Origin of the sequence: Streptomyces sp. MP131-18 (genome assembly GCF_001984575.1) — a bacterium.
GTDB lineage: Bacteria > Actinomycetota > Actinomycetes > Streptomycetales > Streptomycetaceae > Streptomyces > Streptomyces johnsoniae.
Genome location: NZ_LZNS01000001.1, coordinates 1,261,305 through 1,280,238 on the forward strand (window position 1 = coordinate 1,261,305; position 18,934 = coordinate 1,280,238).

An 18,934-nucleotide genomic window follows, 5' to 3' on the forward strand; every position below is an offset into this window, starting at 1 on the left:
AAAGCTCAAGCTCACTTGAAGTATGCCCTCACTCGGCGACAATGCGCACATCCAGCGCCGAGATTCGCTCCTCAATGCGCTGGATCAGGGCGTCCACGTCGATCGCCTCATCTCGGGAGGCGAGAGCCTGGACGAGTTCCCGAATGGTTTCCTGCTGCGCCTGGACCTGCTTCACGCGCCCGCGGACCTCGCGCAGCACATTGCCGGTGTCGGTGATGATGTTCCCAGCCGCCCAGTGCGGGTTCTGCGTGGTGCCCCAGGGCACGTCTATCAGGTGATCCTTCACCCACACGCGCTCGGCCGTCAGCTCGGCGAGCTTCTTCATTTCGGCTTCAGTCACCGGTTCCTCCTTGTCCGAGCGCGGCGCGCCGGCGCGCACCCACGCATACAGCTCAGGCCCCGGGCAGGCCGTGGCGTAGCCGTCCTTGTGTCCTTTGATTTCGCTGCCACAGGGCCCGTTCTTGCGGCAGTAGTCGATGGCGTCCCTGATGCCGTCCAGCAGCTTGGCCCCAGGCTCGCCGGAGTTGGTTCCGTGCAACCCCAGCACTGCATAGTGCTGTTCGTTGAGGCTGGTGTTGCCATTCGCGGAGTTCCGGCGCTTCAGGCCGCGGCCTTCGTAGACGGTGCCGTGCGTGCAGACCACGAACGAATAGCCAATGTCACTCCAGCCATTGCCGTTCATGTGCTGGTTCTGGATCTGGCGCACATAGGCGCTGCACTGGCTGTGCGGGCGGTCCGAGTAGGCCCCACCCAGGTAATGCACCTTCACGCCCTTCCGGGGGCGCGAATACTGGATGGCCCCGGAGGGCTGCCGGTAGGCCCTGGCGCCCCAGCCGGCGCGACTGACGTACTCCACTAGTTCCATCTCCCATCCCAGGCAGCCGACGAGCTGCCTTGGAGCATGAAGTCAAAGTCCAGGACGACTTGCGATTCTTTGTCTCGGGCGGACAGGAATTCGTTGGCGCCCAGGTGGAAGTCATTCCCCATAGTCGCCATCAGCTCCCGGCAGCGGATCTCCACGAACCATGCGGCCATGACCGTGTCCGTGAGTCCTTTGGTCTCGGGGAACCATGCGCACAGCTGCTCCACGAAGGCGCGAACATGCTCCGATTGCGCCTGGCTCGGCAGCCGGATGAGGTTGCTGCCGTCCTGCCACCCCTCGAACAGCGTGGCCATGCTGGCTACGCCGAAATCGCTGTCCCACTTCTTCGCGTCGGTGTGGTGCGGAGAGATCAGGCAGCCGAGAGCCGCCAGGCGCTGACGGATCTCCCGGTCCTGCACGATGCTCATCTGGTACGCGTTGCGCTCCACACGCCATTCCTGGATGCCGTACCGCTCGGTGAGGCGGAACATCTCCGCCCGCATCTCGTGCGGCGGCATAGCCCGCCGATTCACGATGTCCAGCACCCATCGTTCGCCAGTGCGGCGGTCCAGGCCCCACACCTGCATGGCGGTGAAGCCGGCGGCAGCGGGGTCCAGCCCCCCCAGAACGGTCAGGCCCTCCATCCCATGGCCGCGGTGCTGTGGTTGGCCGGCGAAGAGGCGCCCCGGGTAGCGGGCCCGATCGATGCAGCCAGTGACGGCGGCGACCTTGAATACGCTGTCGTCGCTCACCTGGTCCTGCATGTAGACCATGGACCAGTTCCGCGGCGTCATCTTCGCCCGCTTGCGGGCAAGAGCCGGTCCATCCCACATCGGCCAGCGGCCGTCCTCGTCCGCCTGGACGAGCCTGCGGGCCGCGATGGTCACCGGCGCGCGGTTGGTCTTCGGCCAGAACGTCACCCAGTCCGCAGGGTCCTCGGCGTACTCCAGAACCGCGGGCTGAGTCAGGTAAGTCCAGGGGCTCGTGCCCTCGTTGTAATACTCCCCCTTGCGGATCTCGGAGTAGAGATCCTGCGATTCCAGCCGGGTGCCGATGAGCACCATCTTGCCGCCGACGTCGGCCACGCGGGACTGGACCTGGTTCTGAATCCAGTCGATCTGTTTCACGTAGTCCTGGTGATTCGTGTGGTCAACGCAGTCATCCATGATGACGAGGTCGGCGCGGGCGCCGTAGATGTGCCCCTTGATGCCCAGCGCCCAGACGGTCGGGTCCTTCTGGTCCGAGCTGCGGCCGTTCACGTAGATCTTGTCTGCCGTCCAGGCGGCGGCGCCCTCGCCGCCGTAGCCTCCGGCGGGGCCGAAGTCCTCCTGGAGGCTGGCGAACTGGTCGGACTCGGCCAGGCGCTCCTTGATGGCAAGCAGCATTTTGCGGGCCATCTCCTGTGTCTTGGAGACGATGACCACCCGGACGTTGGGGTCCTGGACGATGCGCCACACCGTGTACCCCACGGTGAATGTGGTGGTCTTTGAGCCCTCGGGCGGGGTGTTGATCAGCAACATGTCCGGGTCGTTCGCCTCGAACATCTGCCGCGGGTGCAGCTCGCGGGGCTCGCGGCCCTCCAGGAGGTCAAACCACTGCTGGTGGTGCCAGAACAGCTCGTTGCCCAAATACTTTTCCGAGAACTCCGGAAAGTCGGGAACCTCGGGCCTGGCCCCCTCCCTCTTCGCGGTCACGGCCGCCAGGGCGGCATCCGCCGCGGCGCGGAACTCGGAGTCGGACTTGCGGTAGTACTCGTAGGTCTTGCGGACCTTGTTCACCGACTGGCACGCCTCAGCCACCGTGTAGCCGGTGCGGAGCATGGTAAGGATCGTCTTCTTCGCGTCGGCGGAAGACAGCCGGCTGGCCCGCCGGTCCCGGGAGGCAACTTTGCCTTCGGAGGGAAGTCTCACCCTCGCCATGCCGTCACCGTTACCTCCCGGGGCCCTGGGGGGCCCTCTGGGGGCCGCTCGCGGCGGCGAGGGTAACGGAGGTCGCACGCGTGTTCTAATCGCCTCAGAGAGGCGCACAGGGCCTCGGACTCAATAAGCGGAGGATTCTCCGCTTGGACTCTCGAAGGCGTGTTCGAGTAGGGTCGGTATCGCCGGGTTGAGCACGCTCCCCGGACCCCCGCTCGCACCGGGGAGTTCCCCGTCAGATGGGCGGTGGAACCGACGAAATTTCCAGTCGGCAGCGCAACGACCGACACCCCGGGATTGGAACCCCGAGAACCACGAGGGCCAGGCGTCCGGAGGTCGGAGCGCCGTGGCGGACATACACCAGACCTGAGCCCACATGCCGCGCTGAGCAGGAGTAACGCCCTGCTTCTCCCCCCAGAAGAGGGCTCCATGTTCCCGCCGGCACGGCGGGAGGAATCCGCGCCTCAGGCGCGCAGTAAAGGGCGGCTTCCAGGCCGCCCAGACCTCTCGCCCGACCGGGCGAAGGAGAGGGAACAGGTTCCCCTTGGAGCCGCTTCCGGCGGCTCCAAAAGAAAAGAGAATAGGCGGCCCTTCAGGGCCGCCATAAAGACTAGGGAGTTTGGGCGAGATCAGTGAATGGATACCATTCACTGGAGCGAGCTACGAATTTAAAAACCTGGGGTCAAAGACCCCAGAAATAGGACATAGAGGGCCATAAAGAGCTACTACGTAGCTCGCTCCAGTGAAATTCAGGGGACTCTCCGACCAGCAGAAACATGCTGGCCATCGAGTCCGAATACATGTGGCCTACGGCCACAGAACACGTACATATATGGGCTGGCCACAGGGCCAGCCCTATGCGTGTGCGCATACGCGCACGCATACGCGCGTACACGCGCGTGCGAATGGCTCGTTCCTCGCCGGATACACACACCCCCGCTCAGCGGCGGGTGTGCAGAGGGAATGTCTCTGCCGTCCCTCCGGACGGCTCTTGTCCGGCCAGCACTCAGGCCGGACAGAACACGCGCATGCGTGCGCGAGGGCACCTCTGCCACCTTCCGCACACCAGAGCCGCGCTCTGGGGGCTCTCGAACGCCTGCACGCCCCTGTGGGGCTCTTGCAGACACCTTCCGGCACTGGGCAGCCACCTGCCCCTGGGAGAGCTTCTGATGGGCCCTCAGGGGCCTTCTGTGCCCCTGCCCGTGCTTCGGCCGTGCGCCGGTGCGCCCCTGATGTCCCCTTGTGCCACGGAGGTGACACCTTGTGCCCCTGAGGGCGCATCCGTCACTTTGGGTAATTCCTCTCCGCAGCCTCTCCACAGGGCCGTCACGTCTGTGACCGGCATGAATGTGTCAAGGGGGCGTCCACCCAGTGGACATGTCAGCCCGTCAGAGTCACCACCGGTGATGGGGAATCGCGCGGAGACTCGGTCATGAAGAAAACTGTGTGCATCGCACAACCTTTCGGGCGCAGCTCGTTGACCTGCGGTGGAGCATGATTTTTTGCGGCTTTACCAACTCTTGACTTGACCGGGAACCCGGTCAAGCGAGAGGCTGTGGCCACTCCACCACGGAGCACCGCAACAGCGGAGGATGTGGGAGGTCCCGGGAGGTATCCGGTAACGGGTGCTGAACAGAGGACATGCGGAGTCGACAACTTCAGGCACCCGCCTCACGGCGGGGAAGCGGCGGCCGGTGAGGCCAGAACATCACCGGGCAGGCATGCGGAGAGCAGCAGCGCGAGCGATCAACCTCCGGTGACCGGTTCTGAGCGGTGAACACACCCGCTCCCGGATCTCACCCGACGCGACGACCACCAAAGCCCCGTGCCTGAATGCCACGGCCGTACGAGCGGCCTTAAGAGGCGTCCTGTCGGTGGGACCACCGATGGCGGTACGCCACTCGTCATGCAGGCAGGGAGAGTTGATGAACGGCGGGGCACACGCGGCTATCAACGTGAGGGGAAACCCAGAGCGATGCCACAGGGAGAGCGCGGACGCTACGGGGTACCGCGAAGAACCGTGCCAACGGAAGCCCATACCCATGTGGTGTAGAAACCCCTCACAAGGGGGTTTCCACGAAAAATGCCTAACACTCTCCCTGCCTGCTTGATGAGTTCATCGTGATCTTTTGGAGAGGGGATCATGAGCATGAGCATTGATGAGATTCTGGCGAGCGCGAGTGGCGAGCAGATCACCGAGGCTCGCGACTGGGCAAGCGACTGCCTGGGGATGGTCGGCGACACGGCAAGCGCCGAGCGCGCCGTCCGGTACGTGGAGAAGCACTATCCGGGCGGGTGGACGGCATTCGTCGCCGAATGCTGCAACTTTGTCATTGGTGAACGCACCAATGAGATTGTCCACTCCGCGGGCCGCAGTCACTCGCGAGTGATCAACGGCGTGCGGTACCACTTCGCACGCTCCGCCGGGCGACTCCTCGTGCAGCGCGAGAATAGCCACACCGGTGAGTACGTCATGGTCCACGAATGGACTGCCCCGGAGACCCGGACGTACCTCGCGGCCAACGGCCACCGGATGACGTATGCGATCATCCGGCATGATGTCGATGGTGAGCCGGTGCTCAGTCAGTGGGACGCGGAACACGCAGCCGACTGCCCGTGTCGCGACGTTGAGGATGGCGCCCCTTGGGGCCTGCCCGACTGGTGACCCTGCCGGAGTATCGAGCGGCCCGCAACTGCCATTGCGGGCCGTTGGCTTGCTCTTACAGGGAGAGCACGTGATCTAGGAGAGGGATCATGAGCGAAACCGACTACACCATTGTCATTGACAATGGTGACGGAGAGGCACCGTACCTGTACGTCGTGCGCGCTCCGTCACTGACGACAGCGAAAATAATCGCTTGGGCGGAACACATCGGCGCCGGTGAGGCGGAGATGGACGATAGTGCCGTTCGGGTTCAGGATCACCTGTGTCACGAGGGAACCCCTTCCGCTGCTGTGGGCTTTTGGAACGACTTGCGTGAAGGAGGCGCGGCGTGAACTCATACATCGCGCTCAGGGCGCTTGAGGCGGCTGGCCTCAGCTGCACCGAAGCGCAGGCGGAGGCATTGCGCCAAATCGCGGAGCGCGGATTCTGGCCGAACCGCGCACTCGATAGGCGCGTAGTTCGTAACCTACTGAGGGCAGAGCTGGTTGAGCCTTTCTGGTACAGAGGGCTCCGTCACCTTGAAGACTGCCTGCGCCTCACCCGCCGCGGGATGGCCGCTGTGGACCGCGCCAATCTATGGCCGTACGTCGCGGAGGTGGATAGCGACATGGGGTGCAGACAGGTAGGGAGTGCACCGCACCCGCGCGTGGCCGCTGAGCTGCTGTGGAACCCCGCCCTGGCGGCAGGGCTCTATCAGAGCGATATGTCCGGCCACTTGAGGGACTTGGCCTTGGGCCACGCGGTGATGGCCGAGGATGGCACCACCTTCCGTGTCCGTCAGGCAACGGCCTGACCCTGCCGGACCTGAGAGCCTACGGCCACGCCGTAGGCTCGACTGGCCTTACAGGGAGAGAGGGAGAGCATGAGCGCTCTGGTTGACATGAACAACGAGTACGAGAGCCTGACTGGTGAAGAGGTCTACCTCTACGCCAGCACCCCGGGCGACAACCTGGGGACCCGCTACGTCTTCGTGGACGGCACGGTGTTCGGGCAGGCAAAGGCGGAGGGGTACATGCAGGCCCTGTTGGATGCCGCCAGGAAGGGCAAGAGCCACAGCGATGCGCGGCAGGCAGTGACACTGCCGCGCTGATCCTGCCGGATCATCGGAGCCACGGGTCACCGTGGCTCCTGTTGGTCTTACAGGGAGAGGGAGACTGATCATGAGCACGTACACGCTCGGAACGCCGGAGATGCTGGCCCACGTGATTCGTGAGCTGCCGGAGAGGTACGAAATGAGCCTCACCCCCACGGACATGGAGGTGATCGTCACGGTCCTTGCCGCCCAGGCGGGATTCGTGGAGATCTCCGAGGACATGCAGGACAGGGCCGCGTCGATGTTCGCCAACATCGCCGAGATGCTGGGCATTGAGGGGGTCTGATCATGGGCGTTGAGTTCAGGGTGTGGAACGAGGGCGGCGATCTGCTGGGGGAGTTCGACAACCAAAACGATGCCGAAGCATTTGCCGAGCGAGAGCGTAAGGCGTGCTCTGCGAAGTGCGGAATGGGCGAAGATCGCGACCGTCTTTGCGGCGCCGTGAATCCGCACGGCATCTCCGTGCAGATCGTTGAGGACGGCCAGGACGTCACGGGGCACGACCACGGACAGTACCGCTAGCCTGCCGGACCATCGGGCGCACACCTTGATGTGCGCCCCCTTGGTCTTACAGGAGAGGACAGATCAGCATGAGCACGAACATGACCGATGCGCAGCGCGAGGCGCTGGAGAGCGGACGCAACCGCGGATGGGACCACGCGAACTACTCGGAGAACGTGACCGGAGAGGATGCGGACCCCCTTGCGGGCCCTTCGTCCCTGGACATTCCGGGGTACATCGCGAGGGATGCGGTGGACTTCTTCAAGTCCGGATGGGAGGAAGGCGTCCGTAACTATCTGGAGGGGCTGTCATCGGACGGAACGCCTCAGGATGACGACTGACATCGGTCACCAGGGAGAAGCAAAACATGGAGACCATCACCGCAACTGAACTCGCTCGCAACTCTCGCGTGATCATCGAGCGCGGCGAGCAGCCCTATCTAGTGGATGCGGTCGCCGACATGCCGAACGGCGCCGTCCGTGTCACCTATTCGTCTGGCGACACCATCGAGTACGCCGCCGACACCGAAGTGACGGTGCTCTGACGCACTGCCGTAGCGAGGGGAGAGGGAATGACCGAATGGAACGCGCCCCCGGGCAACGCCATCTGGTACGTGGAGGTCATTGCCGGTCGGGACGTGACTGACGCGGAGATTAACCCCACCCACCAGGTGGGCGAATGGTTGGGGACAGAAACAGAGAGCTTCGACGGATACACCATGCAGGAGGGGAGGCCGACCCTGGCGGAGCGTGACGAACTCCTTCCGGAGGGATGGGTTCGTATTGAGAGCACCGTGAAGCGCCTCCGTTAGCCCTGCCGTAGCGACTTGGCCCCCGTACCCCCACGCGGGGGCCTTATCGCTGCTACAGCGCAGCACAGAGGGTCCGGGATGGCAGTCCACGGACCCTCTGATCGAACGACTCATGACCTTTGGAGAGGTGAGTCATGAATGAGGGTAGCAAGGTCAACCTGACCAAGTGGCCTCACGAGCTGGTTACGACCAGCAACGACGCTTGGCACTCGGAGGGGATCACCAGCGTCACGGTCTATGCGACGGAGGGGTTGGCCGTGGCCGCCCTGGCGAAGCTCGGGAAGGCTACGCCGGGCAAGGGGGCGTTCGTTCGCTGTGCGCCCCAGTGGGAGGTCTCTCACGAGTGGGTTGACGCCTCTTGGCCCATGCTTCGGGTGACCGTACGTGGGCCCGGCTGGGCCCGTGACCGGGAGTTCAGCGCCAAGGCGGTTGGTCGCGCACGCAAGGTGGCGCGGGAGGACGGGTTGCGCGCGGCGCGCATCAGCTCCGGCGCGACGGTCACCGATCGTGGTGCTCGGGTTGAGCACCGATTCGTCTACGCAGTCCGGGCGGGTGAGTGAACATGGCCGAGGTCATCAACATGGCAGCAATTCAGGCGATGAACAGAGGGCTGATCCCCGGCCAGAGCATTCGCGTCGAGCTTGTCTCACCGGCCGGAGTGGAGCTGGTTGGCTCGTTGGTCGGTGCTGGCAGCAAGCTGGCCATTCAATCGTGGGGGGCCCTCGTGGAGGATCTTCCGATTGGCTGGGTTCGCAGCGTAGTGGTGGTGGATTGACCCTGCCGCATCAGACTGCCGGGCACCCTAACCCCCTGGGGTGCCCGGCTCTCTGGAGCTACAGGGAGGGAAGCATGATTACTGAGGTTACTTGGCGCCACCGCAAGGAGATTAATAAGGGCCAGCTTGACGCCGACTTGGTCCGCGCCGCGGAGCGCGGTCTTTCTGTGCACGACCGGACCGACCGCGACCCCAGCGGGCAGCCCGTTCGGGTCGTGTGGGTCGCCGGTTCGCAAACAGGCGTTCTCGTCGGCGCTTACGAGATCACGGGAGAGGACTCATGAACGAACGCAGGATGGATGAGGGCACCGCCGCGCTCGCTCGGGCGACGGCGGAGCACGCAAGGACGTTGCTGGACCAGTGGCAGCACGAATATCCGAACGTGGCGGACTACCGCATCAACGACGCCCTGAGCGGCCTCAGGCTCGCCGTGAAGGCGCTGGATCACCTCTATAGGGATGAGCAGTACCCGGAGCACGTGGCGGCCCGCCAGGCGCTCGCTGAGCGCCTGAGCTGACCTGTTGGCCCAGACTGCCCCAGCGTGTCACACCTCCTGGATACGCTGGGGCTCCTTCTCCGTGGCGTCAGACGCCCGTACATGCGGTTGCAGGCTCCCCGCCTGCCTCTCCCTCCTCTCCCAGGTGGGGCGCCTCCTGTATGTGCGGGCATCTGAACTCATGAGAGAGGAGAGGATCGTGCCCACCGTAATCGGACTGCGCTTGGCCCCGCTTCTGCGGGGATGGCCCCCGCCAAGGCGGGGGCTTCTTCATTTCTGAAACCCCAGACACCCCCGGCCGGCGGTGGGATCATCCTGTCAGCCGGGGGTCACGGCAGGCATATGCCTGTGCACGATCGCGTGAAGGGTGTAAGCCAGACTGACAACAGTCTGGCGTGAGGGAGTAACTATCTGCTACATCTGACTGGCTCTACGGAGAGGAGAGTCACATGAGTGTGCATGCACGCGCCCAGGCGCTACGTGCAGACGATCAGCGCGGCATCTGGCGCACGGAACGCCTTGACACCGTCGACAGCACCATCAATCGGTTGATCGACCTGGAGGCCGCGAGCGACATCGTCAGGTCGTACGATCTGCGATTCGTTCCCGGTCTATTGCAGGTCCCCCACTACAGCCTTGGGGTCATCCGAGGCACGAACCGCCGTCTGTCCATGCAGGTCGCACGCGAGCGCATGTACATGAAGAGCATGCGCACCGAGGCGTTCCTTCAGCGGCTGCGAGAGCTGCCACGAGAGACGAGCGACCCGCACGCGCGCTTCATTGTCGGTGAACTAGCGCTCACCCAACCGTGGAGCATCGACTCACACGAGCAGCAGCTTCGCCACTTGCTACATCTGGCCACATACCCGCAGGTCCGGCTACAGGTGCTACCGCTGCGCACACGCGCGGCTGCGAGCAGCGCGCACTTCACCCTCTACTCCGGGCTGCACGGCGACAGGCGACAGTACGTCGGCTACTCCGAGGTTGATGCCGGAGGGGTGATCCATGCCCACCCGGACGATACGATTTGCCTGCTGGGGGTCTTTGCGGACCTGTCCAGCGACGCCCTGGGAGAGGGCGAGAGTATGCAGGTCATCCAGAGGGAGCTAGACAGATGGACCGTAAAAGCACGACGTTCGTGAAGTCGTCCTACTCTGATCATCAGTGCGTTGCCGTCGCCCGAGAGAGCACGGTTGGCGTCATCGACACCAAGGACGAGACCGGCTCCGTCCTGACGGCTACCCCCGCCGCCTGGCGGGCGTTCCTCGCGGGGGTCACGGGTGAGCGGCAGAGCTAGCCTGCGCCCCCTGCCCGTCATTGTGGCGTGGGCGGCTGTCATGGCCGCCCTGGCGGCCCTCGCAGGGGCCGTGATGTCCGTGGCGGACAGCGATCCGGCGGCCGGCGTGATGCTCGTGCTAGTCGCCGGATTTCTGCTCCTCGTGGCTCGTGCGGGCTGGCGTTCAGCTCGCGGCGAGCAGCAGGAGCCGGGGCTCCGCCAGGAGCCCGGCCGCCCCTGGCGGTGATAACTGCACAGATCAAGGCCCCCGTTCGCGGGGGCCTTCTTCGCGCCTAGGCCCCGCTCCCTTCCGGGGGCGATGGGCGTCGCGCCGGGCGCTCCTCCCGACGTTGGCTCCGGCTTGGCACCACCGGTGACGCGAAACGGTGCCACATGGATGGAGAGGTGAGCGTAGACGGTTCGATTCCGTCAAGGGGTGGTTCCCGGTCCGGGTTCGATTCCCGGTTCGCTGAGGCAGACCAATAGGGCCGACGGGCCCGCGCAGAGGGGTTCGACTCCCCTCCCATCCACGAGGGGCCCAGCTCCGCCGGAGGAGAGTGCAACCCTCGCAACAAAACGCCGCATGCCTCCGGGGGTCGGCCGCTTGACCCGCAGGAGCGGTCCTCTGCGCCCGGAGGGTGAACGGGTACCCGTAACAGGGCTGGGTCTGGTCCACCCGGAACGGACCAACAACACGTCCGCCCCAGCCCCACACCGGGGCGGGCTAGACCATCCCCACAGCACCCAGATCATCACGGGGAGGTGATGCAACCAGCCGATCGGCGTCAAGAGTCGGCCAAGAGAGTGACGCACTAGGGGCCCGCTGCACCACGCGAGCCGGCACAGCGCCATACTCAGGCAACCCTTACCGACGCTGATCTTCACAACTCAGGAGTCCCCCGATGCCGCCACGACGACGGAGGCGCGTTTTGTCCGCAGAGGAGCGTGCGGCGCTGCTCGCACGCATCGAGCTGAAGCACCAGATCTTCCGGGACTCCGAGGAGTCCGCTATGCAGGAGATCGTGCAGGGCTCCGAGGACCTATCACAGCAAGAGATTGCCGACCGACTGGGGGTGCCAAAGAGTACGGTCGGCGACTGGATCAGGAGATGGAATGGCAGGCAGGGCGGCGAAGGCCGTGGCGGATCTGCTGACGGACCCGGAGAACGACCGCCGGACAGCTGAGGAGCTGGCCGAGCTGATCGTAGGAGCCCTTCGAGAGGGCATCGAAGCGGAGCTTGAACGCCGCTTCGCTCCACGCGCTCTGCGACGCGAAGCGAAGGCCGTGTCCGAGGTCATCAGGATGGGCCTGGATGACAACCTCTCTCCCGAAGAGGTGGCCGGCGAGGCGACGGAGAAGATACGAGAACTGGACAGTCAGACCGACCGTGTCATGGTGGTTGGACAGATCCAGGAAGGCCCCAGGCCGCCGCTCACGGTGGCACTGGGGCCCTTCTCGTCCCGAGGCAAGATAGACAGCCCTCAGGCGTTCCTGAGGGCCACAGCGGGCGGCACGGCCGCCCGAGCGGCAGCCGAGGGCCTGGCCTGGAACCCCTCCACGAAGCTAGGGAAGGGGCGCTTCATGCTCGCGCCGATCTTCCGCAGCCCACGCGAAGCGTGGGCGTTCTACAGCCAGCTCCCCGTCGAGGGGCGGCCTGCCGAGTCCGATCTGTACGCCGCAGCGCGGGAGATGACCGCGTGGGACCCGGAGGCCATCGAGCCGGCGTGCGTGTGCGGGCTCACGCATCAGCATCCATGCCCGACGTGCGGCCAGCTGGCCGCGCACTACTGCCACAAGCACCAAAGAGGCGAGCAGCACAGCTGCCGCCGGTAGCCCAGGCTCACGTCTGGGGCGGGGAGGTAGCACCATGCAGGACGGGGAGCGAGACAGAGCCGACATAGCAATTGAGTGGCTGCATGATAATGCCGATGCGGCCACGCGCATTCAGCTCTCCAACGAGCCCGTGACAGACGTCGACTACAAGCGGATACTGCACATCCTCTTCGGTCCGCAGGAAGTGCAATAGGGGAGAAAATGGCTACCCAGCGCCTGGAACTGCTGGACAACACTAGGCCGAACTTGCGCGCGGCGGGATATCTCAGGGTATCCACTGAGGATCAGCTGTTGGGGCACGGACTTGCTTACACGGAACGCAAGGTCAAGGACTATGCGTCTCGCAAGGGCTGGGGATATGTACAGACGTTCGCGGATGAGGGCGTGTCCGGCACCCTCCCAGCGGAGGAACGCCCGGACCTCTCCCGGTTGATTGAGCACGTGCACCGCACTCCGCGGCCGTTTGATGTGGTCGCGGTCGTGGAGGGGCGACAGATAGGCCGCAACGGCCGGGCATTCTGGCCCTGGGTGTGGCGCCTGGAGGATCTAGGCGTATTCACCGCTATCACGTCTCTCCAGATCGACAACACCACCGAGCGCGGGCGGGACGCCATGCGCGAGGAGGCGGACTACGCCGAACGGGAGTGGAACCGGCTCCGCCGGCGACTCCAGGGCGGAATCCAGGAAGCCGCCGAACTCGGCGGATACCCCGGTGGCACCATCCCATTTGGCTGGCATGCGCCGAAGCTGGAAAAGGGCAAGCTGACCCGATATGAAATCCACATCAAGGAGGCGGCCTGCATCAGGAGGGCGGCTGAGCTTTACCTATTCGAACGCTCCTGGGAGCGCACGGCCAGGATGCTCAATGCCGAGGGGCATCGCACCCGCGGCGATGCCCTGTGGACGAGGAAGAACCTCAAAATGCGCATGCTCGGGCATGCCATCCAGTCCAATGAGGTGATCTGGCGTGGAAAGGGCGCTCTCGTGGACCACGCTGGCGAGCCCGTTTTTGGTCGGCAAGTTGTCATCAAGCTCCCCGTGATCCTCGATGCCGATACAGCCAGGGCGCTGCGCGAGACGCCAGCGCGCAAGACCTGGCGACAGCCCGAGAGGTTCCGGGTCTACTCCCTCACTGGACTCATGACAAGTCAATGCGGCAGGCGCTACAGCGGCACAAACAGGCGTGACGACTACTACGATTACGTCTGCTCTGGTCGCAGTCTCCCCTTCGGGGAGCGGTGTAAGTGCCGACCTGTACCGGCGGAGGATACCGAGAACCGCGTCTGGAGTGAAGTGCGGCAGCTGGTCACCGATGCCGACCGCATGGAATCCATGGCTCGGGACTGGCTCAGCGCGGCCCCGGAAGTGGATTACGCCTCGCGCATTGACGATCTCACACAGCAGATTGAGCAGCAGGAGGCCGCCATTGCGGCAAGCACCGCCGTGGCCGCGAAGATGGCGGCAGCTCGGGGGCTCCTCGGGCAGGACGCGGAGCGAGCGGTGGAGAAAACCACCACTCCCCTGTTCCGCGAGCTTGAGGACCTGGAGAAGCTGCGCCGAGAGGCGCAGGGGTGGCTACGAGACCGCCAGGAGGCCGCTGAACGGCTTGAAACGCTCCGAGCCATGGCGGACAAGGCCCGGAGCCGTCTCGGCTCTCTCGGCCCCGCTGAACAAGCAGAGATGCTGTCCCTTTTCGGTGTACGGGTTCGGGTATTGGAGCCGCCAGCGTCGAGACGGGGAGTCCCGTGCGACCTGCGGGCCTGGTTCGTCGAGCACAAGCGAGACGTGCCAGTGCTGTCTGATGCAGCCTGGGTGCGGGCGTGGCCCATCTTGTGCGTTCCTCAGCTCACGGAGGAGCACGGTCGCCTTCTGTTGGGGGCGATGCTGTACAAGGCGGCGAACGGCGGCCGATGGGTGGACATCGGTCCTCGCTTTGGCGCCCGCGGCGGCCGACTCCAGGTGGCCGCACACCGCTGGCGCAAGAGCGGGCGATGGGATCGCGTCATGGAGGCGCTGCGGGGTCTACCTGCGGTTCCGGTCTGGTCCGGGCCTCCGGCCCGGCTGGAGATCACCGTTCGTCCACTGGGTGAGTTCAGTAGTGAAGATGGGGAATGCAGCGGTTGCTCATGGGGTTCCCGATGCAGATCTCGGTGCGCTCGCCGAAGCCCTGCCGTGCGCTCTCGCCCGATATCAGCTGCGCCTTGGCGCCGCAGTTCTTGATGGCGGCGGCCAGTTCGAGCAGGGCGAAGACGTCGTTGCGGCCGACGGCGCCTTCCGGGCCGGCGTCCCGGCCGACCACGAGCAGGCACTCGGAGTTCTCCGGCAGCCCGAAGAAGGTCTGGAGGCGGCGCAGCGAACGGTCCCGCCGGTGGGCGTGGAGGAACCAGCCCAGCAGGAGCGCGGCCACCGCGGTGGCGGCCACGGCGATCAGGAGCGAGCGGACGTCGTCAGTCATGGCCGGGAATCTACCGGTGGGGCGGTCGGCGGACGAGCCCCGTGCCGCCGGTCCCGGCGGCGCACGCGGGCGCCGATCCGGCGACGTTGCGCCCACACCCTTGCCACGGAGCGTGACGAATCCTACCGTTCCTCCTGTCGATCCACCTGTCGATCCCACGCGAGTACGGGAGCAGTACATGGCAGAAGCAGTGCGTGCCGCGCTGGTACAGACGACCTGGACCGGTGACACGGAGTCGATGATCGCCAAGCACGAGGAGTACGCGAGGGAGGCCGCCCGCCGGGGAGCGCGGGTGATGGGCTTCCAGGAGGTGTTCAACGCACCCTACTTCTGCCAGGTGCAGGAGCCGGAGCACTACCGGTGGGCGGAGGAGGTGCCCGACGGGCCGACGGTCACCAGGATGCGGGCCCTGGCCAGGGAGACCGGCATGGTGCTGGTGGTGCCGGTTTTCGAGGTGGAACAGGCGGGCCACTACTACAACACCGCCGCGGTCATCGACGCGGACGGCACGTTCCTCGGCAAGTACCGCAAGCACCACATCCCGCAGGTCCGCGGCTTCTGGGAGAAGTTCTACTTCCGGCCGGGGAATCTGGGCTGGCCGGTCTTCGACACGGCGGCGGGCCGGATCGGCGTCTACATCTGCTACGACCGGCACTTCCCCGAAGGCTGGCGGGCGCTCGGCCTGGCCGGGGCACAGTTGGTGTTCAACCCCTCGGCGACCTCGCGCGGCCTGTCGGCGCACCTGTGGCAGCTGGAGCAGCCCGCCGCGGCCGTCGCGAACGAGTTTTTCGTGGCCGCGATCAACCGGGTCGGGCGGGAGCCCTACGGGGACAACGACTTCTACGGCACCAGCTACTTCGTCGACCCGCGCGGGCAGCTCGTGGGCGGCGCGGCGAGCGATACGGAGGAGGAGCTGGTCGTGCGGGACCTGGACTTCGGCCTGATCGACGAGGTGCGGCAGCAGTGGGCGTTCTACCGGGACCGGCGCCCGGACGCGTACGAGGGGCTGGTGCGCCCGTGACCGGCGAGGGCGGCCCCGAGAAGCTGCTGGCGCGGCACCGGGCGGTGCTGCCGGACTGGTTGTCGCTGTACTACGAGCGGCCCGTCGAGCTCACGCACGGCGAGGGCCGCCACGTGTGGGACTCCGAGGGGAACCGGTACCTCGACTTCTTCGGCGGCATCCTCACCACGATGACGGCGCACGCGCTGCCGGAGGTCGGCCGGGCCGTCGCCGAGCAGGCGGGGCGGCTCCTGCACTCCTCGACGCTGTATCTGAACCGGCCGATGGTCGCCCTGGCGGAGCGGATCGCCGCGCTCTCCGGCATCCGGGACCCGCGGGTGTTCTTCACCACCTCGGGCACCGAGGCGAACGACACGGCGCTGCTCCTCGCGACCGCGTACCGCCGTTCCAACCAGGTGCTCGCCCTGCGCAACAGCTACCACGGCCGGTCCTTCTCCGCGGTCGGCATCACGGGCAACTCCGCCTGGTCGCCGACCAGTCTCTCGCCGGTGCACACGCTGTACGTGCACGGCGGGGTGCGCACGCGCGGGCCGTTCGCCGCGCTGCCGGACGCGGCGTTCACTGAGGCGTGCGTCGCCGACCTGCGGGATGTCCTGGCGCAGACCCGCGGCGGGGTGGCGGCGCTGATCGCCGAGCCGGTGCAGGGCGTGGGGGGCTTCACCTCGGGTCCCGACGGGCTGTTCGCGGCGTTCCGCGAAGTGCTCGACGCGGAAGGCATCCTGTGGATCAGCGACGAGGTGCAGACCGGCTGGGGCCGGACGGGCGAGCACTTCTGGGGCTGGCAGGCGCACGCGGGCCAGGGCCCGCCTGACGTGCTGACGTTCGCCAAGGGCATCGGCAACGGCATGTCGATCGGCGGCGTCGTGGCGCGCGCGGAGGTGATGAACTGCCTGGACAGCAACTCGATTTCGACGTTCGGCGGCAGCCCTGTCACGATGGCGGCCGGCCTGGCCAACCTGGAGTACCTGCTGGCGCACGATCTGCCGGGCAACGCCAGGCGGGTGGGCGGACTGCTGATCGAGCGGCTGCGGGCGGTCACGGCCGGGCTCGGTCTGGTGCGGGAGGTCCGCGGGCGCGGCCTGATGATCGGCATCGAGCTGGTGCGCCCCGGCACGGACCTGCCGTACCCGGCCGCGGCCTCGCGGGTGCTTGAGGCGGCCCGCGCGGGTGGCCTTCTGCTCGGCAAGGGCGGCGGCCCCGGCGGCAGCGTGCTGCGGATCGCGCCGCCGCTGAGCCTGACGGCCGCGGAGGCGGAGGCGGGGGCCGAGGTGCTGGCGGCTGCGCTGCGGGCGGCGGACGCCGAGCCGGCCGCGTAGCGGCGGCCGCGCCGGGTGTGCCGCGCGCCGCCCCCGGCCCGAGGCGCGGGCCGGGGGTGGCGGGAAGGTTCGTGCGCCGCGGCTACTCGCCGGGGCCCGGCTTGCGGGCGACGCCGCCGACCATGAGCAGGCCGCTGTGGTCGAGCGGCTCCGGCACCGGGGCGTCGGGGCGCCACAGCGGGAGCGGAACGATCCCCGGCTCGATCAGGTCCATGCCGTCGAAGAAGGTCGCGATGCGCTCCTTGCTGCGCAACTGGCCGCGGCCGAGGGACTGGATGAGGACGTCGTTCAGCTCCCTGGCCTCGGGGAAGGAGTTGCAGAAGTGCGTGATGAACAGGTAACTGCCCGGCACCAGACGGGCCTTGTACGCATCGACGATCCCGTTCGGGTCCTCCTCGTCCAGCAGGTGGTGGATGACGGCCACCATCATCAGGCCGAGCGGTTTGGAGAAGTCGATGAAGCCCTGGACGCCGGGGTGGTTCAGCACGTGCTCGACATCGAGCATGTCCGCGGTGATGACGCGCGTGCGCTCGTCCTGGGCGAGCAGCGCCCGGCCGTGAGCGAGAACGATTGGGTCGTTGTCGACGTAGACCACCCGCGCATCCGGGTTGATCGCCTGGGCGACCTGGTGCGTGTTCTGCGCGCTGGGCAGCCCGGAGCCGAGGTCGAGGAACTGGTCGATGCCCTGCTCCGCGAGGTGGCGGACCCCGCGGATGAGGATGTCACGGTTGACGCGGGCACTCGCCACGCCCGCCGCCGACACCTTCCGGCCGGCCTCGACGACCGCCGCGTCCACCTCGTAGTGGTCCTTGCCGCCGATCGCGGCGTCGTAGACCCGGGCGATGCTCGGCTTGGTGGTGTCGATCTCCACCGGCTCGTAGTCCGGCAGCGCCCCGCTCCAACTCAGGCCGTAGTCACGGCCCGTGCCCTCGCCGGACCCCGCCGCGCCGCTTTCTCTTCGGTCGGCCATCTCTTTGCTCCGCTCCTCGGCATGCCGTCACCTTCGGGAAGCAGTTTCGCATGACGTGCCGAAGGGACCCGCCCCCGCCGGGACTTGCCGCCGCCCGCGGCCACCGCCCCGCGGATCAGGGCCGCAAGCGGCGGAAGAGGCCGATCCGCCGCCGGTGGTACGCGCGGCCGGCCGCGCCCGGCGCGCGGCCGTCCCCCGCTCCTCCCCCGCCCGCCTCGACGTGCACCGCCTCGCAGCGCAACCGGCGCCGGATCAGCTGCGCCAACGCCTCGTCGTCCATCCGTCCCGCCGTGCCGCCCGCCGTGGCGTACGCGTCGGCGAAGCGCCGCACCCCGCTCAGGTCCGTGGCCCACGGATCGCCGAACCTCGTCCGGGTACCGGGCCAGCCGCCGCCGCGCGGCGTCGAGCGTGCCGAGCCCGTCGTGGAACACGGCGCCCGTGGTCACCTCGGCGAGCCGCTGCTGCGGAATGGACAGCCAGTCGGCCGTGCCCGGTTCCGCCGCCGAGGGGTCGGTCCCGAGGTGGCCGCGCAGCCACGCGCCCAACTCGTCCACCGAGACGCGGTGGTCGACCGGGCCGGTCGTCGGCGCCATCCGCCCCACCGGGTCGGCCGGGTCGGCGTTCCGCTCGAAGCGGGTGGGCCAGCCCTTCACCCGCTTCGGCAGCCGCCGGGCCAGCGGCGCGTGCACCGACGCGCCGTGCGCGGCGGCGTCCCCCGGGGAAAGGAACAGGTTGAGCCGCGGCCCCCATTAGTGGTCGGCGGACCGTTCGGTGTCGAAGCCGGGCACCTCGGAGCCCGCGCCGATCCGCGCCGCCGAGTACCGCAGCTCGGGGAACTCCTCGGCGAGCAGGGGCCGCACCGCCTCCTCGTAGAGGGCGCGGGACAGCTCCAGGCCGGGCAGGAAGGCGGCGGGTGATGACGTCATGGCCCCGGCCTCCTGTCC

25 protein-coding genes and 1 pseudogene are annotated in these 18,934 nt (G+C 66.8%); 21 read left to right on the forward strand and 5 right to left on the reverse strand.

The window, feature by feature from the left end; translation table 11 throughout:
- Nucleotides 1-28: 28 nt before the first annotated feature.
- A complete protein-coding gene (locus STBA_RS05450; RefSeq protein ID WP_077058150.1) occupies nt 29-856 on the reverse strand; it encodes an N-acetylmuramoyl-L-alanine amidase in 828 nt (275 codons plus the stop codon).
- On the reverse strand, nt 856-2,682 hold the full coding sequence (locus STBA_RS05455; RefSeq protein WP_143659433.1) for a hypothetical protein: 1,827 nt from the start codon (nt 2,680-2,682) through the stop codon (nt 856-858). The genes STBA_RS05450 and STBA_RS05455 overlap by 1 nt, the downstream gene beginning before the upstream one ends.
- Before the next feature lie 2,245 nt (nt 2,683-4,927).
- Between STBA_RS05455 and STBA_RS05460 the strand changes: the two genes are divergently transcribed.
- The 21 genes from STBA_RS05460 (at nt 4,928) to STBA_RS05550 (ending at nt 17,020) form a co-directional block, all read left to right on the forward strand.
- Complete coding sequence (locus STBA_RS05460; protein ID WP_143659434.1) at nt 4,928-5,443, forward strand: hypothetical protein; 516 nt, start codon at nt 4,928-4,930, stop codon at nt 5,441-5,443.
- Nucleotides 5,444-5,532: 89 nt separating this feature from the next.
- Complete coding sequence (locus STBA_RS37055; protein WP_143659435.1) at nt 5,533-5,775, forward strand: hypothetical protein; 243 nt, start codon at nt 5,533-5,535, stop codon at nt 5,773-5,775.
- On the forward strand, nt 5,772-6,236 hold the full coding sequence (locus tag STBA_RS05465; RefSeq protein ID WP_077058153.1) for a hypothetical protein: 465 nt from the start codon (nt 5,772-5,774) through the stop codon (nt 6,234-6,236). The genes STBA_RS37055 and STBA_RS05465 overlap by 4 nt, the downstream gene beginning before the upstream one ends.
- Before the next feature lie 69 nt (nt 6,237-6,305).
- On the forward strand, nt 6,306-6,533 hold the full coding sequence (locus STBA_RS05470; protein ID WP_077058154.1) for a hypothetical protein: 228 nt from the start codon (nt 6,306-6,308) through the stop codon (nt 6,531-6,533).
- Nucleotides 6,534-6,603: 70 nt separating this feature from the next.
- Nucleotides 6,604-6,822 carry a hypothetical protein gene (locus STBA_RS05475; RefSeq protein WP_077058155.1) on the forward strand — a complete coding sequence of 73 codons (219 nt, stop codon included), beginning with the start codon at nt 6,604-6,606 and terminating at the stop codon, nt 6,820-6,822.
- A 2-nt stretch (nt 6,823-6,824) separates the two neighbouring features.
- A complete protein-coding gene (locus STBA_RS05480) occupies nt 6,825-7,058 on the forward strand; it encodes a hypothetical protein (RefSeq protein ID WP_077058156.1) in 234 nt (77 codons plus the stop codon).
- Nucleotides 7,059-7,126: 68 nt separating this feature from the next.
- Nucleotides 7,127-7,378, forward strand: a complete 252-nt coding sequence (locus tag STBA_RS05485; protein WP_077058157.1) for a hypothetical protein — start codon at nt 7,127-7,129, stop codon at nt 7,376-7,378.
- A 26-nt stretch (nt 7,379-7,404) separates the two neighbouring features.
- Nucleotides 7,405-7,581: a hypothetical protein gene (locus tag STBA_RS37605; RefSeq protein WP_171987649.1), complete on the forward strand. Its 177-nt coding sequence runs from the start codon at nt 7,405-7,407 to the stop codon at nt 7,579-7,581.
- Between the two features lie 27 nt (nt 7,582-7,608).
- The gene (locus STBA_RS05490; protein ID WP_077058158.1) at nt 7,609-7,848 is read left to right on the forward strand and encodes a hypothetical protein; all 240 of its coding nucleotides are present in this window, start codon (nt 7,609-7,611) and stop codon (nt 7,846-7,848) included.
- Nucleotides 7,849-7,982: 134 nt separating this feature from the next.
- Nucleotides 7,983-8,408 carry a hypothetical protein gene (locus tag STBA_RS05495; RefSeq protein WP_077058159.1) on the forward strand — a complete coding sequence of 142 codons (426 nt, stop codon included), beginning with the start codon at nt 7,983-7,985 and terminating at the stop codon, nt 8,406-8,408.
- 2 nt (nt 8,409-8,410) lie between these two features.
- Nucleotides 8,411-8,623, forward strand: coding sequence for a hypothetical protein (locus tag STBA_RS05500; RefSeq protein WP_077058160.1), 213 nt, complete (start codon nt 8,411-8,413; stop codon nt 8,621-8,623).
- A gap of 74 nt (nt 8,624-8,697) precedes the next feature.
- Complete coding sequence (locus tag STBA_RS05505) at nt 8,698-8,907, forward strand: hypothetical protein (RefSeq protein ID WP_077058161.1); 210 nt, start codon at nt 8,698-8,700, stop codon at nt 8,905-8,907.
- Nucleotides 8,904-9,140 (forward strand): hypothetical protein, encoded by a 237-nt coding sequence (locus STBA_RS05510; RefSeq protein WP_143659436.1) that lies wholly within the window; start codon nt 8,904-8,906, stop codon nt 9,138-9,140. The genes STBA_RS05505 and STBA_RS05510 overlap by 4 nt, the downstream gene beginning before the upstream one ends.
- Before the next feature lie 428 nt (nt 9,141-9,568).
- Nucleotides 9,569-10,261 carry a DUF5753 domain-containing protein gene (locus STBA_RS05515; protein WP_077058163.1) on the forward strand — a complete coding sequence of 231 codons (693 nt, stop codon included), beginning with the start codon at nt 9,569-9,571 and terminating at the stop codon, nt 10,259-10,261.
- Nucleotides 10,234-10,416: a DUF397 domain-containing protein gene (locus STBA_RS05520; RefSeq protein WP_077058164.1), complete on the forward strand. Its 183-nt coding sequence runs from the start codon at nt 10,234-10,236 to the stop codon at nt 10,414-10,416. The genes STBA_RS05515 and STBA_RS05520 overlap by 28 nt, the downstream gene beginning before the upstream one ends.
- Nucleotides 10,400-10,642: a hypothetical protein gene (locus STBA_RS05525; protein WP_143659437.1), complete on the forward strand. Its 243-nt coding sequence runs from the start codon at nt 10,400-10,402 to the stop codon at nt 10,640-10,642. The genes STBA_RS05520 and STBA_RS05525 overlap by 17 nt, the downstream gene beginning before the upstream one ends.
- 763 nt (nt 10,643-11,405) lie before the next feature.
- Complete coding sequence (locus STBA_RS39435; protein WP_366510918.1) at nt 11,406-11,579, forward strand: helix-turn-helix domain-containing protein; 174 nt, start codon at nt 11,406-11,408, stop codon at nt 11,577-11,579.
- On the forward strand, nt 11,509-12,228 hold the full coding sequence (locus tag STBA_RS05535; protein ID WP_171987602.1) for a hypothetical protein: 720 nt from the start codon (nt 11,509-11,511) through the stop codon (nt 12,226-12,228). Before STBA_RS39435 ends, STBA_RS05535 begins: the two co-directional genes overlap by 71 nt.
- 201 nt (nt 12,229-12,429) lie before the next feature.
- Nucleotides 12,430-14,448: a recombinase family protein gene (locus STBA_RS05540; protein ID WP_077058168.1), complete on the forward strand. Its 2,019-nt coding sequence runs from the start codon at nt 12,430-12,432 to the stop codon at nt 14,446-14,448.
- A 413-nt stretch (nt 14,449-14,861) separates the two neighbouring features.
- Nucleotides 14,862-15,704 (forward strand): nitrilase-related carbon-nitrogen hydrolase, encoded by an 843-nt coding sequence (locus STBA_RS05545; RefSeq protein WP_077058169.1) that lies wholly within the window; start codon nt 14,862-14,864, stop codon nt 15,702-15,704.
- Entirely contained in the window at nt 15,701-17,020 is a 1,320-nt protein-coding gene (locus STBA_RS05550) for an aspartate aminotransferase family protein (RefSeq protein WP_253194540.1), read from the forward strand. The genes STBA_RS05545 and STBA_RS05550 overlap by 4 nt, the downstream gene beginning before the upstream one ends.
- An 82-nt stretch (nt 17,021-17,102) precedes the next feature.
- On the opposite strand, the gene STBA_RS05555 is transcribed toward STBA_RS05550, so the two are convergent.
- From STBA_RS05555 to STBA_RS38655, 3 genes and pseudogenes are all read right to left on the reverse strand, one after another.
- Complete coding sequence (locus STBA_RS05555) at nt 17,103-17,990, reverse strand: SAM-dependent methyltransferase (RefSeq protein WP_077058170.1); 888 nt, start codon at nt 17,988-17,990, stop codon at nt 17,103-17,105.
- A gap of 115 nt (nt 17,991-18,105) precedes the next feature.
- Nucleotides 18,106-18,321, reverse strand: a complete 216-nt coding sequence (locus STBA_RS38650; protein WP_171987603.1) for a hypothetical protein — start codon at nt 18,319-18,321, stop codon at nt 18,106-18,108.
- A gap of 25 nt (nt 18,322-18,346) precedes the next feature.
- Nucleotides 18,347-18,916 (reverse strand): annotated as a pseudogene (locus tag STBA_RS38655) (DUF4037 domain-containing protein); the annotation flags it as partial.
- Nucleotides 18,917-18,934: the final 18 nt, after the last annotated feature.